The 15,445-nt window shown below is 48.1% G+C and carries 13 protein-coding genes; 2 read left to right on the top strand and 11 right to left on the bottom strand.

What is annotated here, in order from left to right; genetic code table 11:
• Window positions 1-39: 39 nt before the first annotated feature.
• From RCO25_RS30375 to RCO25_RS30410, 8 genes are all read right to left on the bottom strand, one after another.
• Window positions 40-2,070, bottom strand: a complete 2,031-nt coding sequence (locus RCO25_RS30375) for an ABC transporter ATP-binding protein (protein WP_308999824.1) — start codon at window positions 2,068-2,070, stop codon at window positions 40-42.
• A 15-nt stretch (window positions 2,071-2,085) separates the two neighbouring features.
• Window positions 2,086-2,979: an ABC transporter permease gene (locus RCO25_RS30380; RefSeq protein ID WP_308999825.1), complete on the bottom strand. Its 894-nt coding sequence runs from the start codon at window positions 2,977-2,979 to the stop codon at window positions 2,086-2,088.
• Window positions 2,980-2,996: 17 nt separating this feature from the next.
• On the bottom strand, window positions 2,997-3,923 hold the full coding sequence (locus RCO25_RS30385) for an ABC transporter permease (protein WP_308999826.1): 927 nt from the start codon (window positions 3,921-3,923) through the stop codon (window positions 2,997-2,999).
• A 59-nt stretch (window positions 3,924-3,982) separates the two neighbouring features.
• A complete protein-coding gene (locus RCO25_RS30390) occupies window positions 3,983-5,653 on the bottom strand; it encodes an ABC transporter substrate-binding protein (protein ID WP_374992194.1) in 1,671 nt (556 codons plus the stop codon).
• A gap of 30 nt (window positions 5,654-5,683) precedes the next feature.
• On the bottom strand, window positions 5,684-7,081 hold the full coding sequence (locus tag RCO25_RS30395; protein ID WP_308999828.1) for an LLM class flavin-dependent oxidoreductase: 1,398 nt from the start codon (window positions 7,079-7,081) through the stop codon (window positions 5,684-5,686).
• A gap of 275 nt (window positions 7,082-7,356) precedes the next feature.
• Entirely contained in the window at window positions 7,357-8,208 is an 852-nt protein-coding gene (locus RCO25_RS30400; protein WP_308999829.1) for an SDR family oxidoreductase, read from the bottom strand.
• A gap of 61 nt (window positions 8,209-8,269) precedes the next feature.
• The gene (locus RCO25_RS30405; protein WP_308999830.1) at window positions 8,270-8,638 is read right to left on the bottom strand and encodes an MmcQ/YjbR family DNA-binding protein; all 369 of its coding nucleotides are present in this window, start codon (window positions 8,636-8,638) and stop codon (window positions 8,270-8,272) included.
• Window positions 8,639-8,695: 57 nt separating this feature from the next.
• Window positions 8,696-9,001, bottom strand: coding sequence for a DUF3221 domain-containing protein (locus tag RCO25_RS30410; RefSeq protein WP_308999831.1), 306 nt, complete (start codon window positions 8,999-9,001; stop codon window positions 8,696-8,698).
• Between the two features lie 349 nt (window positions 9,002-9,350).
• Here RCO25_RS30410 and RCO25_RS30415 point away from each other — a divergent pair, with 349 nt between their 5' ends.
• The gene (locus RCO25_RS30415) at window positions 9,351-9,644 is read left to right on the top strand and encodes a hypothetical protein (RefSeq protein WP_308999832.1); all 294 of its coding nucleotides are present in this window, start codon (window positions 9,351-9,353) and stop codon (window positions 9,642-9,644) included.
• A 444-nt stretch (window positions 9,645-10,088) separates the two neighbouring features.
• Here the strand turns inward: RCO25_RS30415 and RCO25_RS30420 are convergent, their stop codons facing one another.
• Window positions 10,089-12,281, bottom strand: a complete 2,193-nt coding sequence (locus RCO25_RS30420) for an alpha-galactosidase (protein WP_308999833.1) — start codon at window positions 12,279-12,281, stop codon at window positions 10,089-10,091.
• Window positions 12,282-12,323: 42 nt separating this feature from the next.
• The gene (locus tag RCO25_RS30425; RefSeq protein WP_308999834.1) at window positions 12,324-13,358 is read right to left on the bottom strand and encodes a LacI family DNA-binding transcriptional regulator; all 1,035 of its coding nucleotides are present in this window, start codon (window positions 13,356-13,358) and stop codon (window positions 12,324-12,326) included.
• Window positions 13,359-13,516: 158 nt separating this feature from the next.
• Here RCO25_RS30425 and RCO25_RS30430 point away from each other — a divergent pair, with 158 nt between their 5' ends.
• Entirely contained in the window at window positions 13,517-14,218 is a 702-nt protein-coding gene (locus tag RCO25_RS30430; RefSeq protein WP_308999835.1) for a YxeA family protein, read from the top strand.
• Window positions 14,219-14,365: 147 nt separating this feature from the next.
• Here the strand turns inward: RCO25_RS30430 and RCO25_RS30435 are convergent.
• Window positions 14,366-15,445 (bottom strand): transposase (locus RCO25_RS30435; protein WP_308999836.1); only part of this gene is annotated, 1,080 nt, incomplete at its 5' end.

Consider the following 15,445-nt stretch of genomic DNA (forward strand, 5'->3'; position numbering starts at 1 on the left):
AAAAAGGCCAAACGGCCCCGTTTGCGGAGCCGTCGGCCTTTAAGCCGGATAATGGCATGCTGCCCAGTGCTCATGATCGATTCGTTTCAGCTCTGGCTGTTCACTCTTGCAGCGTGCGGTCGCTGCAGGGCAGCGCGTATGAAAGCGGCAGCCTGAAGGAGGACGGGCGGGGGAAGGAATTTCACCGTTGATGGCTTGAAACTCCCGCTTACGGCTGGGATCGGGCCAAGGAATCGAGGCAATCAGCGCTTTCGTATAATGATGCGCCGGATGGGTAAACAATTCCTCGCTGTCCGCTATCTCGACAAGCTGGCCTAAATACATGACGCCGATACGATTCGAGATATGTCTTACGACATGAAGCCCGTGTGCGATAAATAAATAAGTCAGCCCGAGATCTTGCTGAAGATCCTGCATCATGTTTACGATTTGAGCCTGAACCGACACGTCAAGCGCAGACACGGCTTCATCGGCGAGCACAAAGGACGGCCGCAGAGCGATCGCTCTCGCAATACCTATGCGCTGCCGCTGACCGCCGGAGAACTCATGCGGATAGCGCTCATGCCAGGACGGGTTAAGTTCAACCACGTGCAGCAGCTCTTCAATCCTTGATTTTTTTTCGGCTGCGCTCAGCGAGGTATGGATCGACAGCGGTTCCCCAATGATATCGCCTACTCGCCAGCGCGGATTCATGGAACCATAGGGATCCTGAAAGATCATCTGCATGTCCTTGCGTACGTCATGCAGCTGTGATGGTCTCATCTCTGTTAGGGTCTGCCCTGCGAACTTCACCTTCCCGGAAGTCGCTTTCTCCAGCTGCATAATGACGCGGCCTAGCGTAGACTTGCCGCTGCCGGATTCGCCGACGAGACCAAAGGTCTCCCCCTTCCGGATCTGAAAGGAGACGTCATCTACGGCTCGAATGACAGAGGAATGCCTGGAAAGCAAGCTTTTTCCAAGCGGGTAATATTTTCGCAGGCCTTCAATTTCAAATATATTTTCTGCGGAGACTGATTCCTCTCGGCGGCTGACCGGAGCGGCAGTTTGCCCAATCCATATCTCACTGGTCTGTTTAGCGTTATTCAAATCCCACGCCTCCGCCAGCTCCTTCGCGTACCAGCAGGCCGCCTGCCGTTCATTCACGTCCAATAACGGAGGGCTTTCCTTCGCGCATTTCTCCGTGGCATGGGAACAGCGCGGATGAAAATGGCAGCCGGCTGGCAGCTCGAATAAATTCGGAATGCTCCCCTCGATCGAGTAGAGCCTGCTGCTTCTCTCGCTATCAAGCGTCGTCACGGAACGGAGAAGTCCCTGCGTGTAGGGATGATGCGGAAGCTCAAACAGCTGGGCCGCTGTCGCTTGCTCGACCACTTCGCCGGCATACATGACGATAATGCGGTCGGCCATCTCCGCGGCAATGCCCATATCATGCGTAATAAGCAGAATAGACATATTGAATTCAGCCTTTAGCTCCTGCAGCAGCTGCAGGATTTGTGCTTGAATCGTCATATCTAATGCAGTTGTCGGCTCATCTGCTATGAGCAGCTCCGGGCCGCAGGCCAGCGCCATCGCAATCATCGCCCGCTGCAGCATGCCGCCGGACAGCTCGCTTGGATATTGCTTCATTCGCAGCTCAGGCTCGGGAATGCCTACGCGCTCGAGCAAATGCACTGCCCGCTCCCGAGCTTTCTCCCGGCTGCTCATTTTATGCCCGAGCATGACTTCGATCATTTGACTGCCGATCGTGAAAACCGGATCAAAAGCAGACATCGGCTCCTGAAAGATCATCGCCATTTTCTTGCCGCGCAGCGTACGCATATTTTTTTGAGGAGCACGCACAAGATCGATGCCGCCCAGCTTCATCTCGCCGCTTACGATTATGCCATTTTCATAATCGATTAAACGCATGACGGATTTGGAGGTAATCGTCTTGCCGCTCCCGGATTCTCCGACAAGGCATACCATCTCTCCCGGCTTCATGCTCAAAGACACATCCGAAATAGCAGTCAACCAGCCTTTTGGAGTGGCAAACTTGACGGTTAAATGCTCAATTTCAAGCAATGCTTTCAAATCAATGCCTCCTCCTTAAATCCTGTTTTTCTTCGGATCGATCCGGTCTCTCAGCTTATCGCCCATCAGATTGACCGATAACACGAGAAGCGTAATGGCAAGGCCCGGGAAAGTGGACATCCACCAGGCTACCGTCAGATATCCTCTTCCTTGCGACAGCAGCGTGCCCCAATCAGGAATTTCCTTGATTACGCCAAGTCCAAGGAAGCTGAGCCCGGAGCCAACGAGAATGGAGGTGCCTAATCCGATTGTTGCCATGACGAGCAGCGGCGACCACGCATTCGGAAGGATATGCCGGAAAAAGATGCGCAGGCTGCCAGCGCCGACCGATCTAGCCGCCGTAATGAACGGACGTCCTTTTACGCTCATGATTTGGCCGCGAAATACCCTTGCATATCCGGGAACCGCTGACAAGGCGACGGCCAGCACTACGTTGAACAGGCTCGGTCCCATTGCTGCCGCAATCGCCAATGCGAAAAGGATACCCGGAATCGTCATCAACACCTCAATAAAACCCATGATAACCGTATCGAAAATACCGCCGAGAAAGCCGGACAACGCGCCAAACGAAGCCCCGAGCAGACCTCCGACAAGGACGGAGGCTAGACCGATTAGCAGCGAATCGCGGCTGCCGTAGACGACAACGCTGAATACATCACGGCCATAATAATCGGTACCAAACCAATGCGAGAAGCTCGGAGGCAGCATAATATCAGTCATGATCATTTCAGTAGGTGAATAAGGCGCAATCCGACCTGGAAACAGAGCACATAAAACAATAAAAACAATGACAAAACCAGCCGTATAGACGAGCAAGTTGGATACATTGAGTTTTCCCGTTCTAGGTGCCGAACGCCGTGCTGCCCTCATTCGGGGCCAAGCCGCTTTGACAAGCGCGGACTCCTTCATGCCACACTCCCCTTTGCTTAATGCGAACGTCTTACTCTCGGATCGATCATCCGGTAAGAGAGGTCCACGATTAAATTAATGATTACGTACATAACCGCCGAGAAAAAGACAACCCCTTGCACGACTGGCAAATCCTTGGACATCAGCGCATCCGATATGACTCTTCCGATGCCTTGACGGGAGAATACTGTCTCGATGACAACCGTTCCCGCCAGCAGCTCGCCGCTCAGCACGCCAATCATGGTTAAAGCCGGAATCAATGCGTTGCGGAGCGCGTGGCGGTACATCACAAGCTTCTCCGATACACCCTTTGCCCGCAGCGTCACGATGAAGGGCTCATTGATGACCTCCAGCATACTGTTGCGAACCAGCCTGACGACAAACCCGGCCCCGACAATACCGAGACCGACCGCCGGGAGGACGATCGTCTTCCAGCCCTCGGAGCCCATCGCAGGAAACCAGTCGAGCATAATCGAGAAGATAAGAATGAGCAGAATACCGGACCAGAAGGTCGGCATCGAGATGCCGAATAGGCCGACCACTCTTGCCGTAATATCAATCCAGCGATCTCGGTTAATGACCGACAATACGCCCAGCCAGATCCCGACTACCGCGGCAATGAAGCAGCTTGCAGCCGTCAAAGCCAGTGTCGCAGGCAAATGCTCGATGATTTTCGGCAGCACGGGCTCGTCATTCACAATCGATTTGCCGAAATCACCTTGCAGCACCTTTCCAACATAAGAAACAAACTGCTCATATAGCGGGCGATCCACGCCAAGCTGCGCACGCAAATTTGCCAGAACCTCGGGTGAAACCGTGCTTGGATCGACCATCGACATGACAGGATCTCCCGGAAGCAAATAAACAATGACAAAAACGAGCACGAGCGAGCCGAGTATGACCAATAAGGAGGTAAACAACCGTATACTAATCGTTTTAAGCATGACTTACCTCCTGAGTGTAATGTATTGCAAAAACAATTGCCTTTTCTTCAAGTGCCGGCTTACTTTTGAATAAATGCATCATTAAACAATGGATAGGCGAGCGAGTCAAACTTGATGCCTTGAACCGATTTCGAAGCAGCGATTGTATACGGGAATACATAAATCGGAATAATGACTGCTTGCTCGATAATTGCTTTCTGAACGTTCGCGTACAGCTCCTGGCGTTTAGCGGTATCCTTCTCGATCAATCCTTGATCGATCCAGGTATCCACCTCGGCGTTTTTGTAAGCAGCGAGGTTTTGGTTTCCGCCTACGCTGACTGCACCTGAATGATAGAAGGAACGCAGAGCCTCGGGATCCGAGTTTACTTGGCTGTTTCCGTATATGTCGTAGTTTGCATTTTCGAATACGAAAGTGCGGACATCCTTTGTAATTTCGACTTCCACCTCGACGCCGATTTGCTTTAGCTGCTGCTGGATGATTGCGGCAATGTCATTTCTTTTTTCTCGGTTTGGAGAACCATCAACATAATGGAGGGTTAGCTTTTTGCCGTCTTTGGTACGCAGACCGTCCGCGCCCTTCACATAACCAAGCTCATCCAGCAATGCGTTTGCCTTATTTATGTCAGGTTTCACACCGCCTTCTAGAGACTTGTCATAACCAAACGTACCCGGCGTGAGCGGCGACCATGCACGATCGTACGTGCCCAAATATAACGTTTTGACGATCGCGTCAACATCGATGGCTGCTTGCAGCGCTTGCCTTGCTTTCAATTCATTCCACGGTGCTTTGTTTTGATTAATGAATAAGGTATACGGCAGACCCTGCGTATTTGACTTGAATAGCTGGAGCTTTTCATCCTTCTCCAGCGCAAGGATATTTTGCGGTGGGATCGTCTCCCCTGCGAGAACTTGACCGCTCTGTACGCTCCCGATCCGCGTGGCCTCCTCAGGCGCGATTTTAAAGACCACTTTATCGAGGTAGGGTGCTTCTTTATTTTCCACTAGGGGCGGTGCCCATTTATAATCCGGGTTGCGCTCCACGATGATTTGAGAATTTTCTTCCCAGCTCACGAATTTAAAAGGTCCTGTTCCTACGGGATTTTTGCCGAGCTGATCTCCGTATTTCTGCGCCGCCGTTGGCGAAACAATACTGACGAGCGCTTGGCTTAAATTGCCCAGAAACGCGTTGGAGGGAGTTTCCAAATTCAACTTAATGGTGTACTCGTCAATAATTTCGGACGATTTATAAGGCCTGATCAAAGCAGCTGAGTTTGCGGCCTTCGTCTCCGGATTTAGAATGCGATCGTAATTATACTTCACAGCCTCAGCGTTAAATGGTGTACCGTCATGGAATTTAACGTCCTGCCTAAGCTTGAAGGTATAGCTCTTTCCATCCTCGGATACTTCCCATTCCGCAGCCAGCCAAGGCTGAATGGTGCCGTCAGGAAGCTGTGCTACCAGGCTGTCATGGATCGTTCGAATGGCGCGAACCGCCACGGCCAGTCCGCTGCGATGCGGATCAATCGTATCCGGGGATGTGGCAAGCGCATAGGAGAGTTCACCGCCCTTGACTGGCGCAGCTGCTTCATTTGTGCCCGCTTTAACGTTTGATACCGCTCCCTCGCTTGTGCCGTTCGATTTATTTGTGCCTGCGCACCCGCTCAGCAGCAATGCTAATGCTGCAGTGAGCGCAATAATTGTTTTCCAGCCCGTTCGTTTTTTCACCATATTCATTTCTCCCCATTCTATCTGATTAGGTTAAACCGCTCCGTTCGCCTGTGCTGCCGCAGCTTCAGACGCGGCATCCTGCTCAAGTGAATCCGGCTGCTTGCTTCGCTGCTCCGTGTAACGATTAATTGGAATAGGCAGGCCTAAATGGCCTCGCAGCGTATCCGACTCATAATCCGTACGGAACAAGCCGCGCTGCTGAAGAACAGGAATAACATGCTCTACAAATTCATCCAGCCCCGTCGGAACGCCCGCTCCGATAATAAAGCCGTCAACGGCTCCCTGCTCGAACCACTCTTGAATCAGATCAGCCACCTTCTCCGGCGTTCCGATAAACGGCGTCCTTGGTGTTGCAGAGCGCAAAGCGACTTGACGCAAAGTTAAGCTTTGCTCCTGCGCTTCGCGTTTAATTTTGTCCGTTGTGCTTTGGAAGCTGTTTTTGCCGAGTTCGCCTAGCTCGGGGAACGGTCCATCCAGCGGATATTGCTTAAAATCATGATGCTCAAAAAACCGGCCTAAGTTATCGAGCGCATTTTCGATGCTGATTAAGTTAGCAACCTGCTCATATTTGCGCTCTGCTTCCTCATCCGTCTCTCCAACGATGACGCCGATTCCCGGGAAAATAAGAATTTCTTCCGGCGAGCGGCCGAGCTCCACGGCTCTTCGTTTCACGTCCTGATAGAATGCTCTTGCTTCCTCTAACGTTTCGTGGTTCGTGAACACGGCATCCGCTGAAGCAGCCGCCAGATTCCTTCCGCTCTCCGAGGAGCCTGCTTGGAAAACGACCGGCTGCCCCTGCTTTGATCTTGCGATATTAAGCGGCCCTTTGACGGAGAAAAATTCTCCTTCGTGGTTTAACGTGTGCAGCTTGCTTGCTTCAAAAAACTGGCCTGTTTCTTTATTCCGGACAAATGCGTCATCCTCCCATGAATCCCATAAACCTCGCGCTACCTTCAAATATTCCGCAGCAATGCGGTAGCGTTTGCTATGATCCGGATGCTCTCCAAGAGAGAGACTGTAGTTGAGCGCGGTCCCCTCCAAAGGGGATGTCACGACATTCCAGCCTGCTCGCCCTCCGCTAATGTGATCAAGGGATGAAAATTGCCGCGATACCGTAAACGGCTGGCTGTAGGAAGTCGACAATGTACCGACCAGCCCAATTTTAGAAGTGACTGCGCCGAGCGCGGATAGTATCGTAATCGGTTCAAAACGATTCAAGAAATGGGGATTCGATTTTTCGGCAATAAAAAGCCCGTCTGCGATAAATAGAAAATCAAATTTCCCCTCTTCTGCCTTTAAAGCCTGCTGCTTATAAAATGCGAAGTTAACACTCGCGTCCGCCACGGCATCAGGATGTCTCCAGCCCGCTAAATTCCCTCCGGCTCCGTGTAATACTGCACCTAATCTTAATTTCCTTTGCTCCGCCATACACTCTCCACCCCTCGTTTTATAAATGAATCGATATGCAAAAAAACTTTGACAGCAATCCAATTTTAATACTCAATAATTCAAATAGGTTTTGTTGGTATTATGTTGAGATGAGTCTATCACCTGCGTTCAAATACAGTCAATCGCATTCATAATAGAAATATTCTATTGCTATATACAATAATTCAATGCGCTCGCTTACTTGGCAGAGAAGGGGGTGAAGGAAGTAAGGGGGACCCGCTTGTCCCCTTCGATATTTTACGGATGATCGCGGATTAGTGCAGTGCTTTGCGGAGAGCCCATTCGATTACTCGCCACGGGAGCAGCTTTTTCATGAGGAAGATCATTTTGGCATCATTGCCACAGGTGTAACGAAGCTTGGGGTTTCGGGATTGGCATATTTTCACGATTGTATTCGCTACATGCATCGGATTCGGGGCATTTTTCTCCGACTTTTGGTTATATTGATTGAAGCGCTCGATCATTTTGCTATAATGGGAATTAGGTTGACTGCGATAGACATGTTTCGCTGAAATGCCGGTATCATAGGTTCCTGGCTGAACCAGTACGACGGGGATGGAAAATGGAAGCAGCTCTAAACGCAAAGCCTCGCTGAAGCCCTCCATTGCAAATTTCGAAGCCGAATAAGGCCCTGTGTTGGAGAAGCCGATAATGCCGGCACCGCTGCTAATATTAATGATTTTCCCTTGTCCCCGGGTGCGCATATGCGGCAGGACGGCTTTCGTTACCGCGACCATGCCAAAAAAATTAGTGTCCAGCTGTGCTCGCCAATCGGCCATCGGCACCTCCTCAATAACCCCCATGACCGCATAACCAGCATTATTCACCAGCACATCAATAGATCCCCATTGCTGAATGACCGTCTCCACAACATCAGCAATATTCTCGGAATCCGTAATATCAAGCTTCATGATTTCAATTTGCTCTTGTACGCCTTTTTCTGAAGCCTTGGCGAGCACGCTTTCTTTTTTCCCCATATCTCTCATAGTCGCAATAACGCGATAACCCTCCTGCGCCAAGCGAATCGAGGTTAGAAGCCCGAAACCGCTGGACGCTCCTGTAATGAGAGCAATGGGCCGATTGAATCCTTGCTGCGCGTTTGCCATCTCACATCCACCTTTATTATGATTATGCCGGGAATGCAGGAGCCGAGAAATATTCCCTCGATTATTCGGTTGTCAGGAACTGCTTCAACAGACGTTTGGGCGCCGCATGCATGTAAGCTTCTTTGATAAAGACGCCCATCTCTTCCCAGTCCTTGGGGTCGCTGATAGACACCCAGCCGCGATGCCCTATGTATTTTGGCTTGAAGAATCGCTCCTGCTGCAGGATAATTTCCTGGTTCTCTAAATCCGACTTGAAAGTGATGCCATAGTCGCTCATGATGATAAACGACTTGTCTTTTACTTTGAACGTTGTATGCCCATGCCCATCAATCAACTCTACAACCTCAGGTAACGCCTTATTGATGATACGAACCTGCTCTAGCATTCTGATGCCTTCAGGCGTTTTCATTCCGCTCAAATCATGTCCCATACATGCCCTCCTTAAATTATTTTAGGTATTATTTCCTTCGAGATGACACCATTAAATTTAATCCTTTTGCCTCCTTATCTCCCCGGCTACAATTTGAGGAGGATAAGATTGCATTACGATATACTCGCCTTTTTCATTCGCTTTGGGAGTTACAATAACTTCTTCACCGATCTCAAGTTCATTGTAAAGCTGGGAGTCTTCGACTATATAATTAATCAATTCAACATCATTCTCTTTGAGGGCAGCAAAGGTACTGCTTTCTGCCTCTTTCCGAGTAATATGATTTGCCACTAAGATTGATTGCTCTTCCTTTGAAATAATGTAATTTCCCTTTTCAAAATATCCTCTCCTCCGCTTAATCAATATACCATATTGACCAGTATTCTCATGGTTTCATTAAATATTATACGAAGCCTAAGATTAATTAAAAGACTTGGTTATTTGTCAGGGACACGGCACTCAGAGAGATAGGGCAATATTAAACAAAAAAATGCTTTAAATATAAAATAATTGTTTAATAGATTGATAGACTATTTTCAACAATCGACAATAACCTTCTAAATTTTCAAAAATAAAGCTAGACAAGCATGTATTTTTTCGAATATACGATACTATTTTTACAAAAAATAGATGTTGAAAACCTTGGAAATTTATATATAATAAATTTGTGTACGAATGGTTACAGCATTTCGAAACAAAAGGGGTGAATGAAATGGATAATTATCAGCAGCCTCATGTAAATCCGGGCGTGCCTGGTTACGGACACGATCAGAATCAACAGGTTTCACCCGTTATTTCGGTTAAAGAGTGGATGCTCACTATGCTCATCCTTATCATACCGATCGTAAACATTATTATGATGTTTGTTTGGGCGTTCGGCGAAGGCAACCCGACAAAGAAAAATTACTTTAAAGCTTCTTTGATATGGGCAGCCATTATTCTTGTTATCTACGCTATTATTGCCGTTATTATCATTGCGGCAGCAGCTTCTTCATCGATGTATTAGATCATGAAGTAAACACATACAACACAAGGGGCGTCCTTCAAGCGTACAAACTAGCTTGGGGGACGCCCCTTTTCTAAAAAAGTATCGATATATAGAATGTTTTTTACATTAACAGGAAATGCTTCTGTTAAAGCAGCCACAAGCTGCCAAACTCGCTAGTTTACCGGGAAATTCTCCCTTTAAATAAAGAAAAACAGTCTTTATAGGGGATAATCAATTGAATTAGCGGGAGAAATTCCTGTTATCCCAACCCCCACAGCCAACCAGTCCAATTTAGCCGGAGCTTTTCCCGTTAATTTACCCGATACCGACTCATCACGTTAATCAAGTGAATCAAGAAATTTTAAGAAATGCCGTTTGCGGACACAAAAAAAGGGCTATCCCTGAGCGCGGCTAAGCTAGCACCCTAGGGATAACCCTTTCTTCTATTCTAAACAGATACGTCTATTCTACCGCGTTGAAACGGTATACCTTGCTTGCGTAGTCTCCAAAAAATTGCGGTGTTGCAAGGCCCGCATACAACAGCTGATCGCCGCCGTATACCGTCTCTTCCCCGTGCAGCTTGTAGTCACGGTTCGGGTCAAGTCCTTTAAGACGGAAACGGTTCAGCTTCGGATTCGGCTCCTGCAGAACCGATACAAATACAACGAATGCTTCGCTTTTATCCTTCGAAACGAACATCCAAGCGGTTTCGTTGCCCTCGAACGGACTCAGCAGGCGGTAAAAATCGCCAAATTGCACGAGGTGACGCACATCTTTGTAAAGTGCAACCTGCTCTTTGACTTTCTCCTTCTCTTCTTCGGTAAACTGCGTCAGATCCAGTTCATAACCAAAGTTGCCGGAGAGCGCCACATTGCCTCTCGTCTCCAAGGAAGTAATGCGGCCAACCTGATGGTTAGGCACGGCAGATACGTGTGCGCCCATCGAGCTTACCGGATAAACGATGCTTGTTCCGTATTGAATTTTCAAACGGGATACCGCATCTGAGTTATCGCTTGTCCAGGTTTGCGGCATGTAGTAGAGCATGCCTGCATCGAAGCGTCCGCCGCCGCCGGAGCAGCTCTCGAACAAAATTTGCGGGAATGCAGATGTAATTTGCTCAAGCACTGAATAGAGGCCAAGCATATAGCGATGAGCCGTTTCGCGTTGACGCTCAGCTGGCAGCAGCGCCGAGCCGATTTCCGTCATATTACGGTTCATGTCCCATTTTACATACGTAATCGGAGAGCTTGCGAGAATATCCGAAATCGACTTCACGATATATTCTTGAACGTCCTTGCGGGACAAGTCGAGAATAAGCTGTTGTCTCGCTTGCGTCCGTCTGCGTCCCTCAATGTGCAGGCACCAATCCGGATGCGCCTTATAGAGCTCACTCTCCGGCGAGATCATCTCCGGCTCAAACCACAAGCCGAACTGCATATCCAGCCTTTTCACGCGGCTAACCAAATCCTCAAGACCGTTTGGCAGCTTGCTGCGGTCTACGAACCAATCCCCAAGCGAAGTAGTATCGTTATCTCGCTTGCCGAACCAGCCGTCATCCAGCACGAACAGCTCGATCCCAAGCTCTTTACCTGAGCGCGCGATATCTTCAATTTTATCCGCGTTAAAGTTGAAATACGTTGCTTCCCAGTTATTAACAAGAATAGGACGGGCTTGATCACGGAATGCTCCGCGAATTAAGCGAGCACGGTAGATATCATGGAAGCTGCGCGACATACCGCCAAGCCCATGCTCCGAATGGACCATAACCGCTTCCGGCGTTTGGAACTGCTCGCCCGGCTCTAATCTCCAATTAAAGTCAAAAGGATTGATTCCAATAAACAAACGCGCCGCATGGAATTGATCCACCTCTACGCCGGCTGTGAAATTACCGCTGTATACAAGGTTAACCCCATAAACATCGCCATGATCCTCCGTTGCGCCTTCTGAGAGCAAGGCAACGAACGGGTTTTGCATATGACTGCTTGAGCCTCTGCGGCTCTCGACCGATTGCAAGCCAGGCACTAGCTTGCGCTTATGAACATGGCGTTCACGAATCCATGCGCCGGAAAGCTGAAGCATTTCAAAACGATCATGAGCAAAATCTAGACTCATGCTGAATGCGCGCTGCAGCTGCAGCGTGCCGGCGCCGTTGTTGACGATTCTAGCCGAACGTGCAATAGCGTCGAATTGTTCGAATACCGTGTAGGACAAAATAACGGACAAGCCGATTAACTCATCCTTTAATGTGATTTCAAGGGTTTGGGCTTCTTCGTCGTTTTCCGTATACGTAGCCGGCAGCCCGTCTAGCGCCGGCTTCCCATTTACGATCTTGTAGGAATCATAGCGCAGATCCGATACGGTCGAACCGTTAGGAAGCTGTACTTGAAATGCAGGCATCCTGAAATCGGAATTTCCATAAGCAGGGTACTCATGCGGAAGCGTGTCGAGTGACAATTCCAGCTGATCAAGCTCGGTGCTCGGTGTGAAGGAAGCTCTGCCCGTAAGCTCAAAGAGACGCTCCAGCTGCACACCGCGCAGCTTCTTGCCCCAATAGATATGTGCAGGATAACCGGTTTTCGTAACATGAATCACATAGCTTGTATCCTTCGCTTGCAAATGGAATAACGATCGCTGCTGATCATATTGAATAGTCAAAATAAATAACCTCCCGAATGTTTTGAATAAATAAGTCCTGCATTATTTCTTTGTGCTGCCGCAGCTTTCCCTAACGATAAGCGTCGTGTTGATGGTCATATGAACGGCCGCCTCCCGCCCTTCTATTCGCTCAAGCAGCAGCTGCACCGCCGATCTGCCCATATGCTCCGTATGCGCGCGAACGGTAGTAAGCGGCGGATTCAGATAAGCAGAAATTTCAATGTCGTCGAAGCCGACAACAGCCATATCCTCCGGAACACGAAGTCCGTGCTCGTGCAGCGCCCGCAAGGCGCCTACTGCCATTGGATCGCTGCCAATAAAACAAGCTGTCGGCCGCGAGCTTTGCTGGAGCAGCTGATTCATTGCTTCATACCCGTTGTTCGAAGACCAATAGGACATCATCACGAAGCTTTCATCATAAAGCCCCAGCTCGCGCATAATTTTTTCAAAAAAAATGCGGCGCGGCTCGGCATTCTCCGTCGCTTCATATTGACGACTGAGTCGATGCACATAATCATTGCCGCCGATGTAACCTATTTTGTCATGCCCCAGCTCTCTTAGATGTGCGATGACCGCCCTTGTTGCCTGCTCGAAATGCAGCTTTACGGTGTCATACTCATCCAAATCCCCAGAATGGTTTACGAAGACCACACGATTCCCGTTGTTATACAACTGGCTGACATCTTGATCATCAATCGAACCGACGACAATGACGCCATCCAGCTCGTTCACCGGCTGCATCTCTGATTTGCTGTTGCCGCGAAGCACCTTAACAATGTTGATGCCAAGCTCCTCGCAGCGGGTTTCAATTCCGTTCCGAATGGAGGAGAAATAGGGATCCGCATGCTCATCCTCGAGCGTTGACCACATCAGCAAACCGATTTGTTGACGAGATAGCTGCTCATCTTTTTTCATTCTTCGCAGCCTGGACGGCTTATATTGCAGCTGCTCGGCAATGCTAAATATACGAAAACGTGTTTCCTCGCTGACTGCCAGGGTGACATCATTGTTCAAAACCCTTGATACCGTAGCGGCCGAAACACCTGCCTCCTGCGCAATATCTTTTATCGTCGCCATGCCACACTCCATGTTTAGTTAATAATTTTACTAAATAACATCTTCAGTTTAACAGACGGGATTAAAGTCCACAAGTACCTATGCAACTTTTGACAAAAATTCACGTCTTACTTGTTAACAAGGCTACAACCATAAACGATTAATGGGGTGATTGAAAAATGAAAAAAATAATAGCTGTCGTCGCGTTTATGCTTCTATTAACGGCGTGCAATACGAACGCGAACCAGACGGACAAAAATAACGGAAATGTTCCTACAAATACGAACACGAATCAAAATCAACAAACGGATGCCCCTGCGTCTCCATCACCTGATAATGAAGCAGGCTCAAATGACAACACGAATGATAACGGACCAGATGAAGCCGCCACGCCGGACGATGCTGCCGCCGCGGTCATTTTAGCACTGAAGGAATCGGACATAACTACCCTGAGAGCCTACATCCATCCCGATAAAGGTTTATTATTCTCACCCTATGCTCACATTGATACGGCTACAGCCAAAGTTTTTCCAGCTGCGAGTTTTCCCGACTTAACGGATACGACCGTCTACCACTTCGGCTCCTATGACGGCTCCGGCGAACCGATTGATCTCACCTTCCAGCAGTATTATGACAAGTTTGTATATGACAAAGACTTTCTAAATGCAGAAACCGTCGGCAACGATGAAATTAAAGGAACAGGCAATATGAAGGTCAATATCAAGGATATATTTCCGAACAGCTATGTTGTGGATTATCATTTCAGCGGATTTGATGCCCAGTATGAGGGAATGGATTGGGAAAGCTTGATCCTAGTGTTGGAGGAATTGAACGGAGCTTGGTACGTAAGCGCAATTGTCCACTCGCAATGGACGACATAGATAATAAAAAAGACTGCCTCCTGCTTAGGAGGCCACTGAAAAACGTGTGTTTTTTACTTTTGTAAAAAGAACTTCAAAAAATAAAGGCGAATTCCATTCAATTCTGAATGAGAATTCGCCTTTATTTATTGACTTTTAATACCTCTTCTACTTCATTAGTGTCAATATTCTTTTGAGATTGACAGTGAATATAGCCATCGCCCCTTGCAACTGCATGCCAATGAGACCCGAGGAAGATGCTACATCATACCCGTGTCTGTGCTTTAATTCACTATTTTTCGCTTCAATTTTATAGCGTTCTTTTGACTTTTCTTTGAAGTACTCACCTTCCTGGAAGGCTTTCTGCTCGCTATGTTCCGTTGATTTGATGCTGACCGAATAGGTTTTTGATTTTGCTCCTTCTTTATAACAACCTTCTTTGAAGGGGCATTGCTTACACTTATCCGTATCAAAGTAATAAGTATCTTTTTGGTTTGTTCCTTTATTTTTCGTCCCTGTACGTGCCCTGCGAATCGCCAAATGCCCAGCTTTACAAACATACATACCTGCATCTTTATTGAAGTCGAATTCATCTTCCTTCTTACGATTTCCTTGTGTAATCTGTGGATTTAATTTTGACACTAATTGCAACTCATTTTGATTCGCATACTGGATATTATCTTTTTCAGAATAGGCTGTATCTCCAATGACCGTATCGATCTTCATGCCGGTTTCGCGACTTTTCTGAATCAACGTTTGAAGTTGCTTCCCATCGCTCTTTTCACCCGTTGTAATTACCGCAGCTGTAATTATACGTTCCTCATTCATCGCAATATGAGTTTTGTAGCCAAAGAAAGAGGAATCAGCTGTTTTGTGACCCACACGTGCATCTGGATCATTCGAGCGTTTAAGGTGCTCCTGGTGATCTTCTGTGATTTCTTTTAAGTAGTTCAGCTTTTCTTTTACCTTTGGGTATTCACGGATTGCTTCTTCTTTTTCTACGACATCAATGACTTTTTGGCAATAGGCCAGTTCATCGGCCAATTCGTCTGTCGTTGCTTTTGGCGGGAATTTATCCGCTTCCTCGCTACAGTGAATGGCTGATGTCTGTTTAATAGTGAATTTGTCTATACTGCCTGGTAAGAATATTAATAGGGTGGTAAGGACGATGTGGACCTCATTAAGTAGCAACGATAATTTAATTGCGGATATGTTCAAAGTTGCATTAGCACTTGAAGAACCATGGAA

It is taken from the genome of Paenibacillus sp. LHD-38 (assembly GCF_031157315.1).
Taxonomy (GTDB): Bacteria; Bacillota; Bacilli; order Paenibacillales; family Paenibacillaceae; genus Pristimantibacillus.